Here is a 16,367-nt window from a genome sequence, read left to right as displayed (position 1 = left end):
ATTTTTGTGATGTTTCACGTGCCGACTCAATAACAAAAACTTCATCGGTACGGGGAGCGCATTATACGAAAAATTCAGATACTAGCAAGCCCTTACACTCAAAATTTTTATTTTTTTATTCGTTTGCTGACAATTCAATCACAATGGTGATTTTATCAACACCCGTTGTAATAAATTGATTTCAATAAGTTAACATTGTTAACTTATTGGGAGAGAACAGCTTATGAAAGCCGCTCAAGTGAAGTGAACCCACAAAGTTGGACACTTTTAGTTAAGCGGCTTATTCGTTAATTTAATATTTATTCTTTAATAAATGTTTCTCGATAATAAGCCAGCTCAGCAACTGATTCACGAATATCATCAAGGGCCTGATGAGTATTTTTCTTAGTAAAACCCGCTAGAATTTCAGGTTTCCATCGGCGAGCAAGCTCTTTTAATGTACTGACATCAAGATAGCGATAATGAAAATAGCTTTCTAATTCAGGCATGTAGTTGAACAAAAAACGTCTATCTTGCCCAACACTATTACCACAGATTGGGGATGCCCCTTGAGGAACCCATTTTTCTAAAAACGCAATCGTGGCTAACTCAGCTTCACGCTCACTCACGGTACTTTTACGTACACGTTCAACTAAGCCGCTATTAGTGTGGGTATTTACATTCCACTCATCCATCAAAGCGAGTTGTTCATCCGTTTGATGTACTGCAATTACAGGGCCTTCTGCTAAAATATTAAGATGACTATCTGTTACAATGGTCGCTATTTCAATAATACGATCACGAACAGGATCGAGCCCCGTCATTTCTAAATCGATCCAAATTAAATTATTCTCATTCTTTTGCATGATATACCCTAACTGCATTCTATGAAGTTAAGGTATGATAGCACTCTTCATGCCATCAGTGACAGGCGTGAGTAACCCCCTAAAATACAGCCCATAGTAAAGAGAGGACAGGTGGCTAAACAGAAACTTTCGAAAGGCCAACAGCGCCGAGTTCAAGAAAATCATCAAAAAAGACTTAAAAAGCAAAAAACAGTTGAAATTGATGATAGCCAATTAGGTGAAGCGCAAGAAGGCTTAGTCATTAGCCGTTTTGGGCAGCATGCTGATATTCAAGCAAGTGACGGGACTATCCAACGCTGTAACTTGCGCAGAACGATTTCGTCCCTCGTTACAGGGGATAATGTGGTGTGGCGACCAGCCTTGAACACACAAAGTGATATCAAAGTAAATGGCATCGTCGAAGCGGTTCACGAGCGCCGTTCTGTTCTAACTCGTCCCGATTATTATGATGGCTTAAAACCGATTGCCGCTAACATTGACCAAATTGTTGTGGTTTCAGCTATTTTACCTGAGCTTTCGCTGAATATTATTGACCGCTATTTAGTTGCCTGCGAAACCACCGGGATTAAGCCTGTTATCGTTCTCAATAAAGTCGACCTACTCGACGACGAAAACCGTGAGTGGGTAAGCGATTTAATGACAATTTATCGTGATATTGGCTATCAAGTTCTCGAAGTTTCAAGCCATACCAATGAAGGCATGGAAGCGCTTACTAACGCGCTAGCAGGTAAAGTATCTGTATTTGTTGGTCAGTCTGGTGTGGGCAAATCCAGTTTATTAAATGCATTACTCCCACATAACGAAGAAGCGATTTTAGTTAATGAGGTTTCAGACAACTCAGGGCTAGGACAACATACAACAACAACAGCTCGTTTATATCACTTCCCATTGGGCGGCGATGTGATTGACTCCCCTGGTGTCCGTGAGTTTGGTTTATGGCATCTAACAACGGAACAAGTGACCAAAGGATTTGTCGAATTTAAAGATTACCTTGGTGGCTGTAAATTCCGTGACTGTAAACATTTAGATGACCCTGGTTGCCTGTTACGTGAAGCCGTAGAAGCAAATAAAATTGCTGAATCACGCTTTGAAAACTACCATCGCATTTTAGAAAGCATGGAACAAATCAAACCCCGTGGTAATTTTACGGCGAAAGATAAATAATGTTAGTGAGTGCTTACAAATAACTCACTAACGCTAAACCCGCTCTAAATAATTTAATGATGGTTAGCCAATGATGCGGCCGTTTGAAATATGACGAGTAAACTGTGTACAATAGCCGCCCTTTTGCTAACATACCTTTAAAAATCAGAGGTTAACGTGCTAGATAAAATTAAAATTCGCTTGCAATATATGCTTCCAAAACAATGTCTTACTGAATTTGCAGGCTGGTTCGCAAGTCGCAATGCGGGTTTCATGACGCAATGGGCAATTAAACTGTTCGCAAAAGTCTATAAAGTGAACATGAATGAAGCGCAAAAAAGTGAGCTTACTGCTTATGCCACTTTTAATGATTTCTTTATCCGTCTGCTAAAAGAAGGCGCTCGCCCAATTGTGGAGAAAGAACACCAACTTGCTCAACCTGCTGACGGTGCAGTTAGTCAATTAGGCCCAATAAATGATGACCTTATCTTCCAAGCTAAAGGCCATAATTACACAGTTGAAGCGTTACTTGCTGGCCAATACCAATTAGCAGAGCATTTTCGTGGTGGTGACTTTATTACCACTTACCTCTCCCCAAGTGACTATCACCGTGTACACATGCCATGTGATGGTTTACTCAAAGAGATGATTTATGTGCCAGGCGATTTATTCTCTGTAAATCCATTAACGGCACAAAATGTTCCCAACCTGTTTGCACGGAATGAACGCTTGATTTGTGTTTTTGACACCCCTGTTGGCTTAATGGTACAAATCCTTGTAGGTGCAACCATCGTTGGTAGTATTGAGACGGTTTGGAGCGGTTGCGTCAATTCCAGTCGTGAAGGCGTCATTAAGCGCTGGGTTTACCCTGAGTTGGACTCTGAAGGTGCCGTTTTCTTGAAAAAAGGTGAGGAAATGGGGCTGTTTAAACTGGGCTCAACAGTGATTAATTTATTTGAACCTAACAGAGTGACATTTAATTCATCACTGATCCCCGGTTATGCAACTCGTATGGGCGAATTACTCGCTGAAACTGTTGCAAATACAGTAACAGAAGAACCTGCTGACGCTTAATTAAATTATTATCCCTTGAAGGAGCTCCTCACTGTGCGTGTGATTATCAGTTTTTTTCTTAGCCTGTTAATCGTTTTTTCTTCCGTTGCAGCACCGACTGCAGCGCAGGATGAAGCACAGATTAAGCAGGAGCTCAAACAACTTGAGTCAAGTACCAACCCCAAAGATGCAGAGATAGCACAAGCATTACAGGGTGCTTTGAATTGGATGAGTGAAACACGTGATTCCGATGCAAAGGCCAAGTCTTATCAAGAAGCCATTGATAACTTCCCTAGAATTATCAAAGAAATAAGACAAAAAATCCTCAATGAAAGTGATGAACCAGCACCTATACCTGTGGGTATCAGCTTAGGTGAACTTGAACAACGTATTATTCAGCTTAGCAGCCAATTACTCGATCAAAGCCGCTTAACTCAGCAAGAGCAAGATAAAGGCCGCGAAATCAGTGAATCACTAAGTATTCTGCCACAACAACTTTCTGAAGCTAGACGCTTACTCACTGAAGCCTCTTCGCGCTTTCAGTCTCTGAGTACACCCTCAACGCCATTAGCCGATGCCCAGTACACGTTAGCTCAAGCCGAAGTAAGTGCTCGCAAATCAACAGTTAATGAACTGGAAATGGCGCAGCTTTCTGCCAATAACCGCCAAGAAATCTCACGCCTTACGTTGGAGTTATACAAAAAACGCTATCAACGTATGGAACTTGAGTTACAAAACCTGCGTGATTTCCAAAATACCCAACGCCAACAAAAAGCAATTTTAGCGTTAGAACATACCGAGATGTTGGCTGCGCAAGGTGAACTGACCCCATTTTTAACTGAGCAGCTTGATATTAACCGTAAAATGTCTCAGGAATTAACCGCTCAGGCACAGCGCATGAGCGCAATCACCAATAGCCAAGCTGAAATTTCAACGAGTATCCGCGATGCTCGACAAGCGCTCACAACTATTCGCGAGCAAGCTCAGTGGATCAGCAGCTCAAGTACATTAGGGGAAGCGCTCAGAACACAACTCTCCCGTTTGCCTGATATTCCAAAGAGCCAACAGCTTGATCGGGAAATGGCTGATTTACGCGTTCAACGCTTAAATTATGAAGATAGCCTCGATAGGCTAAGTAAAATAGATACAACCGAGCAAGAAAGCGAGCATGAGCTCAATACAGCTCAAGTACAAGTTTATCAGTCATTGATTAAAACCCGCCGTGAGCTACTAACCTCTTTAATTTCAGGTCTCGATGCTGAAATGTTAGAGCTAACAAAGCTCAATGTCGCCACTGGGCAATTGACCGATGCATTAAAAGAAGTCAAAGATGCTTCAAACCGTTATCTTTTCTGGGTCGCAGATGTTCCGCCAATAAGCATCAGCTATCCTGTCATGTTAGTAACGGATATTACTCAATTACTTTCTCTGGATACCTTGTCCCAACTGGCCGGTGCTCTGCGTGTTATGCTGACAACACAAGATACATTTTTGTATCTTTTAGGTTCGATTGCATTAGTCATTTTCAGTATTAGCACTCGCAAGCACTACCAAGCATTTCTTGACCGATCCAGTTTACGGATTGGTAAGGTGACACAAGACCGGTTTTACTTAACCATTCGAACTATTTTTTGGTCAATAATTGTTGCTCTTCCTCTCCCTATGATGTGGTCAGCCATCGGTTATGGCTTACAAAGTGCATGGCAATATCCCATGGCCGCAGCGATAGGTTATGGTGTCAGTGCGACGACACCTTTACTATGGCTGTTTATGATCAGCGAAACCTTTTCTCGCCCTACTGGGTTATTTATTTCTCACTTCGGTTGGGACAAAGATTCTGTTAAACGTGCGATGCGTTATTACCGAATGGCGATTTTTGTCATCGTTCCACTCGTGATGGCAATTATTACCTTTGAACATTATAGCGATAGGGAATTTGCAGCTAGTATTGGCCGCTTATGCTTTATCTTTTTATGTGTCGCACTTAGCTTAATTACCAACAACTTACGCCGCTCACAAATCCCTCTCTACTTAGATAGACATGGCTCCGGTGAGAATATTGTTAATAAAGCATTATGGTGGATGATATTACTCGCACCTATCGTTGCTGGGTTCTTCTCCATTTTAGGTTATTTTTCAACTTCACAGGCCTTGCTTGCTCGTTTAGAAACCTCTGTCGCCATTTGGTTTGTTATCCTTATCGTTTATCATACGATCCGCCGTTGGATGTCAATGCAGCGCCGTAAATTAGCCTTCGAGCGTGCGAAACAACGCCGTGCTGAGATATTAGCTCAACGTGCTAAAGGTGAGGACGATAACCAGCAAGCAAACGCCAGTAGCGAAGGAAATATTGATATCGAAGAACAGGTTATCGACTTAGATACCATCAGTACCCAATCCGTTGGGTTAGTTCGTTCGATTTTAACCATGATTGCCTTGGTCTCATTGATTTGGCTGTGGTCCGAGCTACATACCGCATTCTCTTTTCTTGAAAATATTCGCTTATGGGATGTGACATCAACGGTTAATGGCGTTGATACCGTACAACCTATCACCATGGGCTCTATTTTCATTGCCATTTTGACTATTATCGTTACCGCACAATTGGTTCGTAACTTACCGGCTTTGCTTGAACTGGCCGTACTCCAACATTTGGATTTAACACCAGGTACTGGTTACGCCATTAGCACATTAACAAAGTATACGATAACTATTATAGGGACCATTGTTGGCTTCTCTATGTTAGGAATTGAGTGGTCAAAACTGCAATGGCTTGTTGCGGCAATGGGGGTCGGGCTTGGTTTTGGTTTACAAGAAATTTTCGCCAATATTATCTCAGGGTTAATGATCTTATTTGAGAAACCGATCCGGATTGGAGACACAGTAACTATCCGTAACTTGACGGGGAGTATTACCAAGATCAACACCCGTGCTACTACGCTGACAGACTGGGATAGAAAAGAAATTATTGTGCCAAATAAGGCATTTATTACTGAACAATTTATTAACTGGTCACTGTCTGACACGATCACACGTATTGTCATGACTATTCCTGCACCTTCTGATGCCAATAGTGAATTAGTGACAGATACCATTTTACGTGCAGCCAAACGCTCTACGATGATTTTAGATAACCCAGCACCTGAAGTATATCTTGTTGATTTACAACAAGGTATTCAGATTTTTGAATTACGTGTCTATGCCGCTGAAATGGGCCATCGGTTACCTGCGCGCCATGAAATTCACCAAAACATCTTAGTTTCCTTCGCTGAACAAGGAATTACCTTGCCATTCCCACCATTCCAAGCAAGGGTGGATGTCCGTGATAATTCTCTGCAAAGTGCGACAAACAATCTTTCAGGGCGTAATCCTAGTCGTAAGTCAGGGGAATTGTAAGCCGTATTATGCCATTACAATTAAATGAAAAAGACGAATTAGTGATGTTGAGGATCGCCCAACTTGAACGTATTGGGTCGATTTTATTCTTTTTAATTCCATTAATTATCTTATTAATTGTTGGGAAAGCTTTTGCATTTAATACACTGTACCTTTGGCAAGTGTATTGTGCGTTTTATATCGTTGGGTTTCGTGTACTTTGTAGCAAGCTATCATCACAACAGCAACAACTAGCTATTCGTCGAGGCTGGGGAAACAATCGTTTTTATCGGCTTTCTTGGTGCTATCTTGTATTATCTGTCGTCATACTGGTGGGATACAAAATCGTATCCCACACATCTGCTTAATCATTAGCTGGCTTTAAAACCATACGATTTAATATAACCTTCCGCTAATTTTTGTGCTTGCTGTAATTCTTCAGGGCTTAACTGAGCCGCAATCTTATTTTGTAGACGATGACTTTCTGCGTTGCCGCTGTACACCGCAGTTGCAAGCCATGCGTAGGCTTGCTGCAAGTTTTTCTTCACACCACGTCCTTCAGAATACATGACACCTAAGCGGTCTTGAGACTTGGCATCCTTTTGTTTCGCGGCTTTTCTAAACCAAAACACTGCTTTCTCGTCATCTAAATCAACGCCACTCCCAATCGAGTACATTTGGCCGATTTGGAATTGAGCAAGTATATTTCCGCCTTGCGCTGCTTTTCTAAACCAAAATGCCGCTTTTTCTAGGTTTTGACTGACACCTAAGCCTTGTGCGTACATCATAGCCATGTTGGTTTCAGCTCGGGTATCACCTTGAGCCGCTGCTTGTTCATACCATAGCATCGCTTTGTCATAATCACGACGCACACCAAAACCATTTACAAACATCGTACCTAAGCGAAACTGTGCATCTGAATTCCCTTGGTTCCCCGCCTTAATAAACCACTCAGCCGCTGCTTTAGAATCTTGAGAAACACCTAAACCTTTAAAATAACGCTCTCCTAGCTGAAATTGAGCTTTAGGGTCACCTTTTTGTGCTAACTGCGTAATTTGTTCAATCGAGGGTTCTTGTGCTGCTGTCGCCGGTGCCGGCGCAGTGGTAGGTTTAGCGGTTAAAACAGAACTATAACAAATCGAGCCTAACAACAGTGCTAACGCAATTTTTTTCATCCTAAGGAACCCTCAACAGTGCAATATGCAACCTGTGAAAACAGTGCTATCCATTAATATCGACCGAAACACTCATCCCCCTAGTTTAAATTTACTTTTTGTCAGAAAAAATAGGAAAAGTGGCCTAAATTTCACAAAAAGCACGTTTCGCTGCATTTTCGCTATGGGAACTTACGTTTTTCATCTAATTGAGATAATAAAAAACCAGATAAACATATTGCCTATCTGGTTCCTCTATTTCAAATAACAAAATAAATTATGCGTTATTAAGGTATTTATTTCTCAGATAACGAGCAACAGCATCATCACTATTCGAACCAATGACTTCCATGTGTGGTAACGCATCTTTTAGCAATTGATGAGCATTTTGCATGATGCAGCCTTTTCCAGCCATAGTCAGCATTTCTTTGTCATTCATGCCATCGCCAAAAGCAATACTATCACTCGGTGTATAGCCATGTAGTGCCGCAACTTGCTTCAGAGCCTCACCTTTAGAAACAGCACCAGCCATAACTTCTAAACAGCTACGCAATGAAAACGTGACATTCACTTTATCTTGCCAGCGTGCTTGAATGCGCTGCTGTAAATCCACCAGCAGGTCATGATCTTCACTGGTGTAGTAAACTTTACAGACTTCAGAAGTGACAAAATTATGGCGGTCAAACAACTGGTAGTTAAATACCGATTCTTTAAAAAATTCTTTTTGTTCAGGGCTTTCCCGGTTGATAAACCAATCATCACCATGGTAGTAATTAGTGATAAGTTCAGGGTTATCAAATTCCATCAAACACAGTTCATGAGCTATTTGAGGATCAACATTGTGCTCAAAAATTAAGTCACCGCGGGTATTATGGATCCGTGCACCGTTAGATGTGATCATATACGCGTCGATGCCTAAACCATCACGGATTTGAGCAACATCCACATGGTGACGGCCTGTTGCAAACACAAAATGCACATCTTGGGAAGTCACTAGCTGTTTCAAGGTGTCTTTTGTATAAGACGTTAAATCATGATTGGGAGATAACAGTGTCCCATCCAAATCGGAAGCAACTACAGGATATTTCATATTCAAACCCTAACTAATACTGCTCAAAAAAATCACAGATAGCATTAAGCGCCATCGCTCTTAATGCATCCACTTCAAATAGGATTTCATGGTGTGCCCCTTCAATGATGAGAGGTAATTTTTCTTCTCGTCCTATTTGCGCTTTTTGTCGGCTTTGACAAAAAGCTTGTAGCTCTTTATTGCTGACCACTTTTTCTTCGCTGGCTTCCAACACCATCAGTGGCACATCAATTTCTCCCGCTTTCGCAATTAGCTCATCGCCAATCACAAAACTTTCACGTAACCAATGGTAAGTCGGCCCACCTAAGCGCAATTCAGGATAATCGGCATAATAACGTAAGTAGCGCCGATAACGCTCTGGGCTGTGTGTTAATACATTGATTAAATAAGGTAATGGCTGCCATTTCCCAGTAGAAGCCGCATAATCATTGCGGACACTTTCGCGAGATTCGGCTCTATCAACAATAAAGCTCGCCATCCAACGAGGCATCGGTAAATTAATACCAATCATCGGCGCACATAAGGTTGCAGCATCAAAAGTGACGTTATCTCGCAACAAATACCCAGCTAAGATAGCACTCCCCATTGAGTGAGCTAATGCATAACATTTTGGATAATGCCGATATTTAACCTCAAGCTCAATGAACTTTTCAAAATCGTCAATGTAATCAGTGAATTTTTCAACATGGCCTTTTTGAGGATCCGCTAACATGCGCCCTGATCGCCCTTGCCCACGATGATCAATAATAAACACATCATAGCCTAAATGATAAAAATCATAAGCCACTTCAGGGTACTTCACATAACTTTCACTGCGCCCCGGTGAAATGACAATCGCTTTATGATGCTTTGGATGAATAAAACGGACATAGTGAATGGGGATATCATCAACCCCCACGAATTGAGATTCTTCACGGTGTTGCCAGAAATCTAAAAGCGGGCCATTTGTAAAAGCAGAAAATTGAGTTTCTCGATTCAGCCAACTCTCTTTTAGGTTTTCAGGCGTCATCCTGCAGTTTCCTTATCTATTCATTCATAACCTTCAAGATGGTCTTGGATAAGCGCCATAAATGCTACTCCAAAACGTTCGAGCTTGCGTTCGCCAACACCATTGATTAACAGTAATTCGGCAGGTGAAGTCGGGGTGTGCTCAGCCATTTCTATTAATGTTGCATCATTAAACACCACAAATGGCGGAATATTTTCTTCATCTGCAATGGATTTACGCAATTTACGCAGTTTAGCAAAGAGCTTTTTATCATAATTGCCATGATAAATTTTGTTTTGTTGATTACGGCTTTTTACCACTAAAACACGAGGAACTGCGAGTTTTAGTGCAGCTTCACCACGTAATATTGGCCGTGCTGCCTCCGTTAATTGAAGCGCTGAAAAATGCGTAATATTCTGTGTGATCATACCTAAATGGATCAGTTGGCGAATCACACTGACCCAATGTTCATTACTTTGTTCTTTACCAATGCCATAGACGGGCAGTTTATCATGGCCTAAGTCACGAATACGCTGATTATTAGCGCCACGCAGAACCTCAACAATATAGCCGATACCAAAGCGCTGACCAACACGATAAATACAGGACAGCGCTTTTTGCGCATCCACTAACCCATCGTACTGTTTTGGTGGGTCTAAGCAAATATCACAATTGCCACAAGGCTGCTGGCGATTTTCACCAAAATAATTGAGTAGCACCAAACGGCGGCAAGTTTGTGCTTCAGCAAAAGCCGCGATAGCATTCAGCTTATGCCGTTCTATATCTTGCTGCATACCCGCAGGCTTTTCTTCAAGACAGCGACGTAACCATGCCATATCTGCAGGGTCATAAAATAAAATGGCTTCGGCTTCAACACCGTCACGACCTGCCCGCCCTGTTTCTTGATAATACGCTTCGATATTACGCGGAATATCAAAATGAGCGACAAACCGAACGTTTGATTTGTTAATTCCCATCCCAAAAGCCACTGTCGCCACGACAACTTGTAGGTTATCTTTTAGAAATGCATCTTGTACCCACTCCCGTTGGGCAGCGTCTAACCCTGCATGGTATGCCGCAACACTTAAGCCTCGCTTTTGCAAGCGCTCTGTCGTTTCTTCAACCTTACTGCGACTATTACAATAAACAATACCCGCTTTTCCTTTTTGCCCTTTAATAAAAAACCAAAGTTGATCTAAAGGCTTATATTTTTCGACTAAGGTATAACGAATATTTGGCCTATCAAAGCTACTCACATGGACTAATGGCTCATGTAGCTCTAATAAACGAATAATGTCTGCACGTGTGGTTTCATCCGCAGTTGCGGTTAACGCCATCACGGGTACATTAGGTAATGATTGCCGTAATTGGCCTAGTGCGCGGTATTCAGGGCGAAAATCATGTCCCCATTGGGAAATACAGTGGGCTTCATCCACTGCTAGCAAGGTGATGTTCCATCCTGCTAATTGGCTTAAGAAATAATCAGTTAACAACCGTTCAGGAGCAACATACAGTAATTTTATTTCCCCCTGACTGCACAGTTCCATGATTTGACGTTGTTCTTGTGACGTTTGCGATGAATTTAAACACGCAGCATTAACCCCATGTAACCTTAATTGGTCAACTTGGTCTTTCATTAATGATATTAATGGCGAAACGACCAGTGTGACACCTTCTTTAACTAAAGCAGGAACTTGGTAGCAAAGGGATTTCCCCCCCCCTGTTGGCATTAACACTAAGCAATCACGGTTATCCAAAATAGCCCCAATGACGGCATCTTGCCCAGGGCGAAATGACTGATAGCCGAATGTACTATTGAGCACATGTTCAGCCAATGAAAGTTGGTTAATGACGCAAGCAGTGGACACAAACTTCCTCAATCGATAAAACAAGCCGCTGCCCAATTGAGCAGCGAAGTTGTTGATTCATGACTTGGTATTCAACTCAGAACAAAATAGAGAGCTGAGTTTTTTTTCCATTACAGCATATCGTTTAGCATAACACCGATACCAAAACGTGTTTGGCGATAATTGTAGTCTATCATCGACTCACCATATCCGCTAAACAACTGGGTATAAAAACGCACATGTTTACTAATTGGATAGCTCCACCCCAATTCTGCACCACCATACCCTGTATTCCAGTTATAGCGCCCAGTCGTAGTAAACACGCTGTCTCCCAACGCATACCCTACTTTTAAGCGATAGTAACCCATATATTTGGTAATATCAGAATTATCATCACGCCCTTCACTTTCATGAATCCGGTACCAAGGTTTGAGATCAACTTGCCAGTTACCATTTTGCGCCATTGCCCTTGCATATACTCGGTTCCAGCTGCGAGACGTAGGCTCTGAACGACCATTTGACTCGTGGTTAAAACCTGTTTCAATCTCACGCAACGTCCAACCCGCAAATTGGTAGTCGGTTAACCAGCCAACAAACACTTGAGGCTCATAGTTAGTTTCTCTAAATGGTGAAGACTCTTTTTTATTACTTAGTTGCCACCAAGAACGCTGAGTATAAGAAACAGCTAAAATTGAGTCATCACCCGCAATACCCGCCCATAATGGAAACGCTAAACTTAATTGAAATTTAACTTCGTCCTTTAACGCATCATCACCCCAATTGTAGCTAGAAATGGCTTCTTTATTCATCGAGGATGTATAGGTATAAAGGATATAATTCGATTCATATGGATACAGCACAAATGGGTTATCATGGTGTTGCAGTAATCCTGAAATGATGCTTCCACGTATTGGCAAGGTATTTTTGACATCTTCTTCAGGCTGAACACCTGTATTTTCAGTCGCAAACAATGAAGCAGACCAAAAGCAGAGCACTGCACTTAACAAAATCGGTAAAGCGCGCATTAGTCATTCCTATTTTCAACATCGTCCAAAAAAAGTTTGTCCTATTTTACACACAAAACTGAATAACTGTTGAAAGATTATTCATTCGTTTGTTAGAGACATAATTTACACATAATGTTAACTTATTATTCACATATTTTTAAAGGATGAAAACGATGAATGACCGTACTTATACTTTAGAAGAAGCCAGTGACTTAATGAGCCATGCATTTATTTATAAAATGCCATTTAACCAGCTACTTGGTATTAAATTAATAAGTTTAAATGATGATTTTGTTCAGCTTACTGTTGAAAATCGTCAACAATTAATTGGTAATTTTACTCAGAACATTTTACATGGCGGTGTGATCGCTTCGGTTTTAGATGTTGCAGGGGGGATGGTATGCATCAATCGTATTTTGCAGCGTATTAATCCATTAACCCACACCGAGATTGTCGATAAAATGTCCCGAATGGGGACAATCGACTTACGAGTTGATTATTTACGCCCCGGTCGAGGGCAAATTTTTACTGCTAGTGCTAGCTTATTAAGAGACGGCAATAAAATAGCCGTTACCCGCTGCGAGCTTCATAACGAAAACAACCAGCATATTGCAACAGCAACGGCAACTTATCTGGTTGGATAGAAATAAAATATAAATAATTAGTCACCTACTAAACTAATAACTTGTAAAAAAACCTGAGCAATGTCACATTAGTGGTATCAAAAATCGAGCCGCTTAAATCGGCTCGGTCTCTCTGTATAAGTATCTTTTTAGTCTTTAATTCAATTTCAGAGCCAACAATGAGCCAGCAAAATACTACCAAAGGCGTGTTATGTGCCTTAGGCGCCTATTTTATTTGGGGTGTCGCACCTATTTATTTTAAAAGCATCCAAGAAGTGCCCGCAGAAGAAATCCTGACTCATCGTATTATTTGGTCATTTTTCTTTATGATTTTATTATTAACAGTTTCACGGCATTGGAGTTATGTTCGCCAAGTACTAAAGCAACCAAAGAAAATATTAGTTCTTGGTGTAACGGCAACGACAATTGCTTGTAACTGGTTAATTTATATTTGGGCAGTTAATAATGGTTATATGCTACAAGCTAGCTTAGGTTACTTTATTAACCCACTAGTTAACGTACTGTTTGGAATGCTATTCTTACAAGAACGTTTTCGCCGCATGCAGTGGATTGCTGTTGGTCTTGCACTAACAGGTGTATTGATCCAGCTTTGGCAATTTGGCTCAGTGCCTGTGATTGGGCTAAGTTTAGCTGTTACATTTGCCACCTATGGATTATTACGTAAAAAATTAGGGGTCGACGCACAAACAGGAATGACATTCGAAACACTTTGGCTGCTTCCTGTCGGGATTATCTTCTTATTATTTTTTGCAGATAGTCCAACGAGTGATATGGCAATGAATGATTGGCATTTGAATGCACTTCTGATTGCTGCCGGGGTAATTACTACAGTGCCATTGTTACTATTTACAGAAGCAGCTAACCATTTAAGGCTTTCAACGCTAGGCTTTTTCCAATATATGGGGCCAAGTATTATGTTCTTACTCGCCGTCTTTGTGTACGGTGAAGTTATGACACCTGAATTGTTAGTCACTTTTGGGTTTATCTGGGTTGCATTAATTTTATTTACATTAGATGCATTATATACCCAGCAGAAACTGAGAAAAAAATAATGGGTAACTGTTTACAGAAACTCAGATAGCCGGTAAATAGCGTTAATATTAAATACCGACTCTCGTTTTATATTCTAAACGAAGTCGGTGTTTCATTATATGGAACTCAAATAGTTAATTTAATTAATGCAAATAGGCTATTTAATTAAGTGGTAAATTCTTTATCTACCACATGATAAATCAAAATTAATTTAAATCTTTTTGTTCTTATCTATATATACGCAATTGTAACAAAATAAATTTAACCACATAAAATCAATAAGTTAAACAGAAAAAATTCATCTTGATTTTCTATACATAATGGCTATCATTTAACTTATCTTAAATCCACTTCAATTAATAAACACATCCATCAAACAACTCTTTGAAATAAAAGTAGTTGTTTATTTTTTTTCAATTAATGATTGCTTAATAGGAACTTGGTAATTATATTGTACGCCGCTTGTATTCACCCCAGCGGATGGTGATGGTCCGATTCATCACTGACGTTTCATTAAAGTGCGCACGATGACATTTCATTTTAAAAATGTCCTGGTGCGAGGTTTTCTGAAATTGAATGCAGACGGTTCTAAGATTTAATTTAATACAACCATGTAGCGTTAAGACTCTAAATAATTCGAAAACACAACTAGGCGGCAAGCAAAAGAGTCGCTAGGAGCATACAAAAGTATGTGACTAGTGCGAACGAGTGAAGCCAACAACGTTGTGATTCGAAGTATGACGAGTACGGCTGCATTTTAGGTTCACTCGGCCTGTGCATTCAGACAGAGTTAACGTTGTTAAGGGCTTTTGGGAAGGGCTTAAAAATGCAACAGAATACCGTTCAAATGAAACGCGTACTGACCACTCCTGCGTTAGTTTTTTTCGGGCTGGCTTATATGGTGCCACTCGGAATTTTCACCACCTATGGACAAGTAACTGTATTGAGTGAGGGCCATCTGCCTATCGCTTATTTAATTACATTAGCTGCCGTCTTTTTTACCGCCATGAGCTATTGCCGCATGACAAGCGCACTTCCTCTTTCAGGATCTGCTTATTCATACGTGCAAAAAACCTTTGGCGGCACACTCGGGTTTTTAGTGGGTTGGGCACAATTGCTCGACTATCTCTTTCTGCCAATTATTAACTACATTGCAATTGGGATCTTTGTTCATGAAGCGTTCCCCAATATCCCAATGTATGTGATTATTTGCAGTACCATCACAATTGTTAGCATTATGAATATTTTGGGAATTAAATTAGTTTCCTCAATGAATATGCTAATCATTTTAATGCAATTTGTATTTATCGCAGTGTTCCTATACTTAAGTTTTAAAACTTCATTTGTATTGGATACTGATGCTTTATTGGCACCTATTACGGTAATGTCAGAACAAGTATCAGGGTTATTTGCTGGTGCAGCGGTACTCTGCTTAGCCTTCCTTGGCTTTGATGCGATCTCCACCATGGCAGAAGAAACCAAAGATGCACGTAGTGCGTTACCAAAAGCGATTCTATACACCGTGTTTATCGCAGGTACGCTATTTGTCATCATTTCCTATGGTGCGCACTTGGTTTACCCGATGTGGCAAGATTTCATTCCTAATACCGATATTGCTAGCCTTGCGGTAATGAAACAAGTTGGTGGTGCGATGATGGCTTCTAGCTTTATCACCGCTTATGTTATCGGTGTATTTGCCTCAGCAATGACCTCACAAGCCAGTATTGTACGTATTTTCTATGCGATGGGCCGTGAAGGCGTGTTACCACGTTCGCTGTTTGCTTATCTGCATCCAAGACTCAATACACCGATTTACTCAATTATCTTTGTTGCGTTAGCATCACTGCTTTCATTAGTGCTTTCACTCAGCATGGTCGCCTCAATGATCAGTTTTGGTGCCTTAATTGCATTCACTTTTGTGAATTTATCGGTCATTAAACATTTTTACATTGACCGTAAAGCACCACTGGATAATACAAAAATTATCACTTGCCTGATTATGCCTTCTATTGGTGTTATCCTAACATTATGGTTATGGACAAGCCTTGATAGCGAAGCCTTTAAAGTGGGTTTATGGTGGCTAGCCGCAGGAGCAATTTACTTAGCACTGCTGACCCATGGTTTTACTCGTCGTCCACCTGCAATCTCTGACGATGAAACTGAAATGATTATTAACTAAGCATTTCAAG

Annotated in this window: 13 protein-coding genes; 7 read left to right on the top strand and 6 right to left on the bottom strand. The window is 40.9% G+C overall.

The genetic code is table 11. From position 1 onward, the window contains the following. Positions 1 to 299: 299 nt before the first annotated feature. A complete protein-coding gene (orn, locus tag PSE83_RS13190) occupies positions 300 to 845 on the bottom strand; it encodes an oligoribonuclease (RefSeq protein WP_036958796.1) in 546 nt (181 codons plus the stop codon). A 111-nt stretch (positions 846 to 956) separates the two neighbouring features. Between orn and rsgA the strand changes: the two genes are divergently transcribed. The 4 genes from rsgA to PSE83_RS13170 all read left to right on the top strand — a co-directional run bounded on the left by rsgA (position 957) and on the right by PSE83_RS13170 (position 6,784). After that, a complete protein-coding gene (gene rsgA, locus PSE83_RS13185) occupies positions 957 to 2,009 on the top strand; it encodes a small ribosomal subunit biogenesis GTPase RsgA (protein ID WP_004906021.1) in 1,053 nt (350 codons plus the stop codon). Positions 2,010 to 2,165: 156 nt separating this feature from the next. Continuing rightward, on the top strand, positions 2,166 to 3,062 hold the full coding sequence (asd, locus tag PSE83_RS13180; protein WP_272660906.1) for an archaetidylserine decarboxylase: 897 nt from the start codon (positions 2,166 to 2,168) through the stop codon (positions 3,060 to 3,062). Positions 3,063 to 3,095: 33 nt separating this feature from the next. Further along, entirely contained in the window at positions 3,096 to 6,437 is a 3,342-nt protein-coding gene (mscM, locus tag PSE83_RS13175) for a miniconductance mechanosensitive channel MscM (protein ID WP_004906027.1), read from the top strand. An 8-nt stretch (positions 6,438 to 6,445) separates the two neighbouring features. Further along, positions 6,446 to 6,784 carry a hypothetical protein gene (locus PSE83_RS13170; RefSeq protein WP_004906029.1) on the top strand — a complete coding sequence of 113 codons (339 nt, stop codon included), beginning with the start codon at positions 6,446 to 6,448 and terminating at the stop codon, positions 6,782 to 6,784. 3 nt (positions 6,785 to 6,787) lie between these two features. Here PSE83_RS13170 and PSE83_RS13165 read toward each other — a convergent pair whose 3' ends face one another. The 5 genes from PSE83_RS13165 to pldA all read right to left on the bottom strand — a co-directional run bounded on the left by PSE83_RS13165 (position 6,788) and on the right by pldA (position 12,520). Further along, a complete protein-coding gene (locus tag PSE83_RS13165; RefSeq protein WP_004906030.1) occupies positions 6,788 to 7,591 on the bottom strand; it encodes a tetratricopeptide repeat protein in 804 nt (267 codons plus the stop codon). Between the two features lie 256 nt (positions 7,592 to 7,847). Further along, entirely contained in the window at positions 7,848 to 8,660 is an 813-nt protein-coding gene (gene yigL / locus PSE83_RS13160; protein ID WP_004906033.1) for a sugar/pyridoxal phosphate phosphatase YigL, read from the bottom strand. A gap of 13 nt (positions 8,661 to 8,673) precedes the next feature. After that, the gene (gene pldB / locus PSE83_RS13155; RefSeq protein WP_004906034.1) at positions 8,674 to 9,669 is read right to left on the bottom strand and encodes a lysophospholipase L2; all 996 of its coding nucleotides are present in this window, start codon (positions 9,667 to 9,669) and stop codon (positions 8,674 to 8,676) included. A 20-nt stretch (positions 9,670 to 9,689) separates the two neighbouring features. Beyond that, the gene (recQ, locus tag PSE83_RS13150; RefSeq protein ID WP_004906037.1) at positions 9,690 to 11,516 is read right to left on the bottom strand and encodes an ATP-dependent DNA helicase RecQ; all 1,827 of its coding nucleotides are present in this window, start codon (positions 11,514 to 11,516) and stop codon (positions 9,690 to 9,692) included. Between the two features lie 110 nt (positions 11,517 to 11,626). Then, a complete protein-coding gene (gene pldA, locus PSE83_RS13145; RefSeq protein WP_004906038.1) occupies positions 11,627 to 12,520 on the bottom strand; it encodes a phospholipase A in 894 nt (297 codons plus the stop codon). 155 nt (positions 12,521 to 12,675) lie between these two features. Here pldA and PSE83_RS13140 point away from each other — a divergent pair, with 155 nt between their 5' ends. From PSE83_RS13140 to PSE83_RS13130, 3 genes are all read left to right on the top strand, one after another. Then, positions 12,676 to 13,146 (top strand): thioesterase family protein, encoded by a 471-nt coding sequence (locus PSE83_RS13140; protein WP_036958798.1) that lies wholly within the window; start codon positions 12,676 to 12,678, stop codon positions 13,144 to 13,146. A 158-nt stretch (positions 13,147 to 13,304) separates the two neighbouring features. Further along, positions 13,305 to 14,198 (top strand): EamA family transporter RarD, encoded by an 894-nt coding sequence (rarD, locus tag PSE83_RS13135; protein ID WP_004906041.1) that lies wholly within the window; start codon positions 13,305 to 13,307, stop codon positions 14,196 to 14,198. A gap of 806 nt (positions 14,199 to 15,004) precedes the next feature. Continuing rightward, complete coding sequence (locus PSE83_RS13130) at positions 15,005 to 16,357, top strand: APC family permease (RefSeq protein ID WP_004906043.1); 1,353 nt, start codon at positions 15,005 to 15,007, stop codon at positions 16,355 to 16,357. Positions 16,358 to 16,367 lie beyond the last annotated feature (10 nt).

Origin of the sequence: Providencia sp. PROV150, assembly GCF_028481025.1 — a bacterium.
Taxonomy (GTDB): Bacteria; Pseudomonadota; Gammaproteobacteria; order Enterobacterales; family Enterobacteriaceae; genus Providencia; species Providencia hangzhouensis.
Note: the sequence above shows the minus strand (reverse complement) of the source record. Positions and strands in the feature narration are given on the sequence as shown.

Excerpts from the sequence above, each read along its gene's own strand:
- orn (WP_036958796.1), bottom strand. The coding sequence starts at position 845 with ATGCAAAAGAATGAGAATAATTTAATTTGGATCGATTTAGAAATGACG.
- PSE83_RS13170 (WP_004906029.1), top strand. The coding sequence starts at position 6,446 with ATGCCATTACAATTAAATGAAAAAGACGAATTAGTGATGTTGAGGATC.
- PSE83_RS13165 (WP_004906030.1), bottom strand. The coding sequence starts at position 7,591 with ATGAAAAAAATTGCGTTAGCACTGTTGTTAGGCTCGATTTGTTATAGT.
- yigL (WP_004906033.1), bottom strand. The coding sequence starts at position 8,660 with ATGAAATATCCTGTAGTTGCTTCCGATTTGGATGGGACACTGTTATCT.
- pldB (WP_004906034.1), bottom strand. The coding sequence starts at position 9,669 with ATGACGCCTGAAAACCTAAAAGAGAGTTGGCTGAATCGAGAAACTCAA.
- pldA (WP_004906038.1), bottom strand. The coding sequence starts at position 12,520 with ATGCGCGCTTTACCGATTTTGTTAAGTGCAGTGCTCTGCTTTTGGTCT.
- PSE83_RS13140 (WP_036958798.1), top strand. The coding sequence starts at position 12,676 with ATGAATGACCGTACTTATACTTTAGAAGAAGCCAGTGACTTAATGAGC.
- rarD (WP_004906041.1), top strand. The coding sequence starts at position 13,305 with ATGAGCCAGCAAAATACTACCAAAGGCGTGTTATGTGCCTTAGGCGCC.
- PSE83_RS13130 (WP_004906043.1), top strand. The coding sequence starts at position 15,005 with ATGCAACAGAATACCGTTCAAATGAAACGCGTACTGACCACTCCTGCG.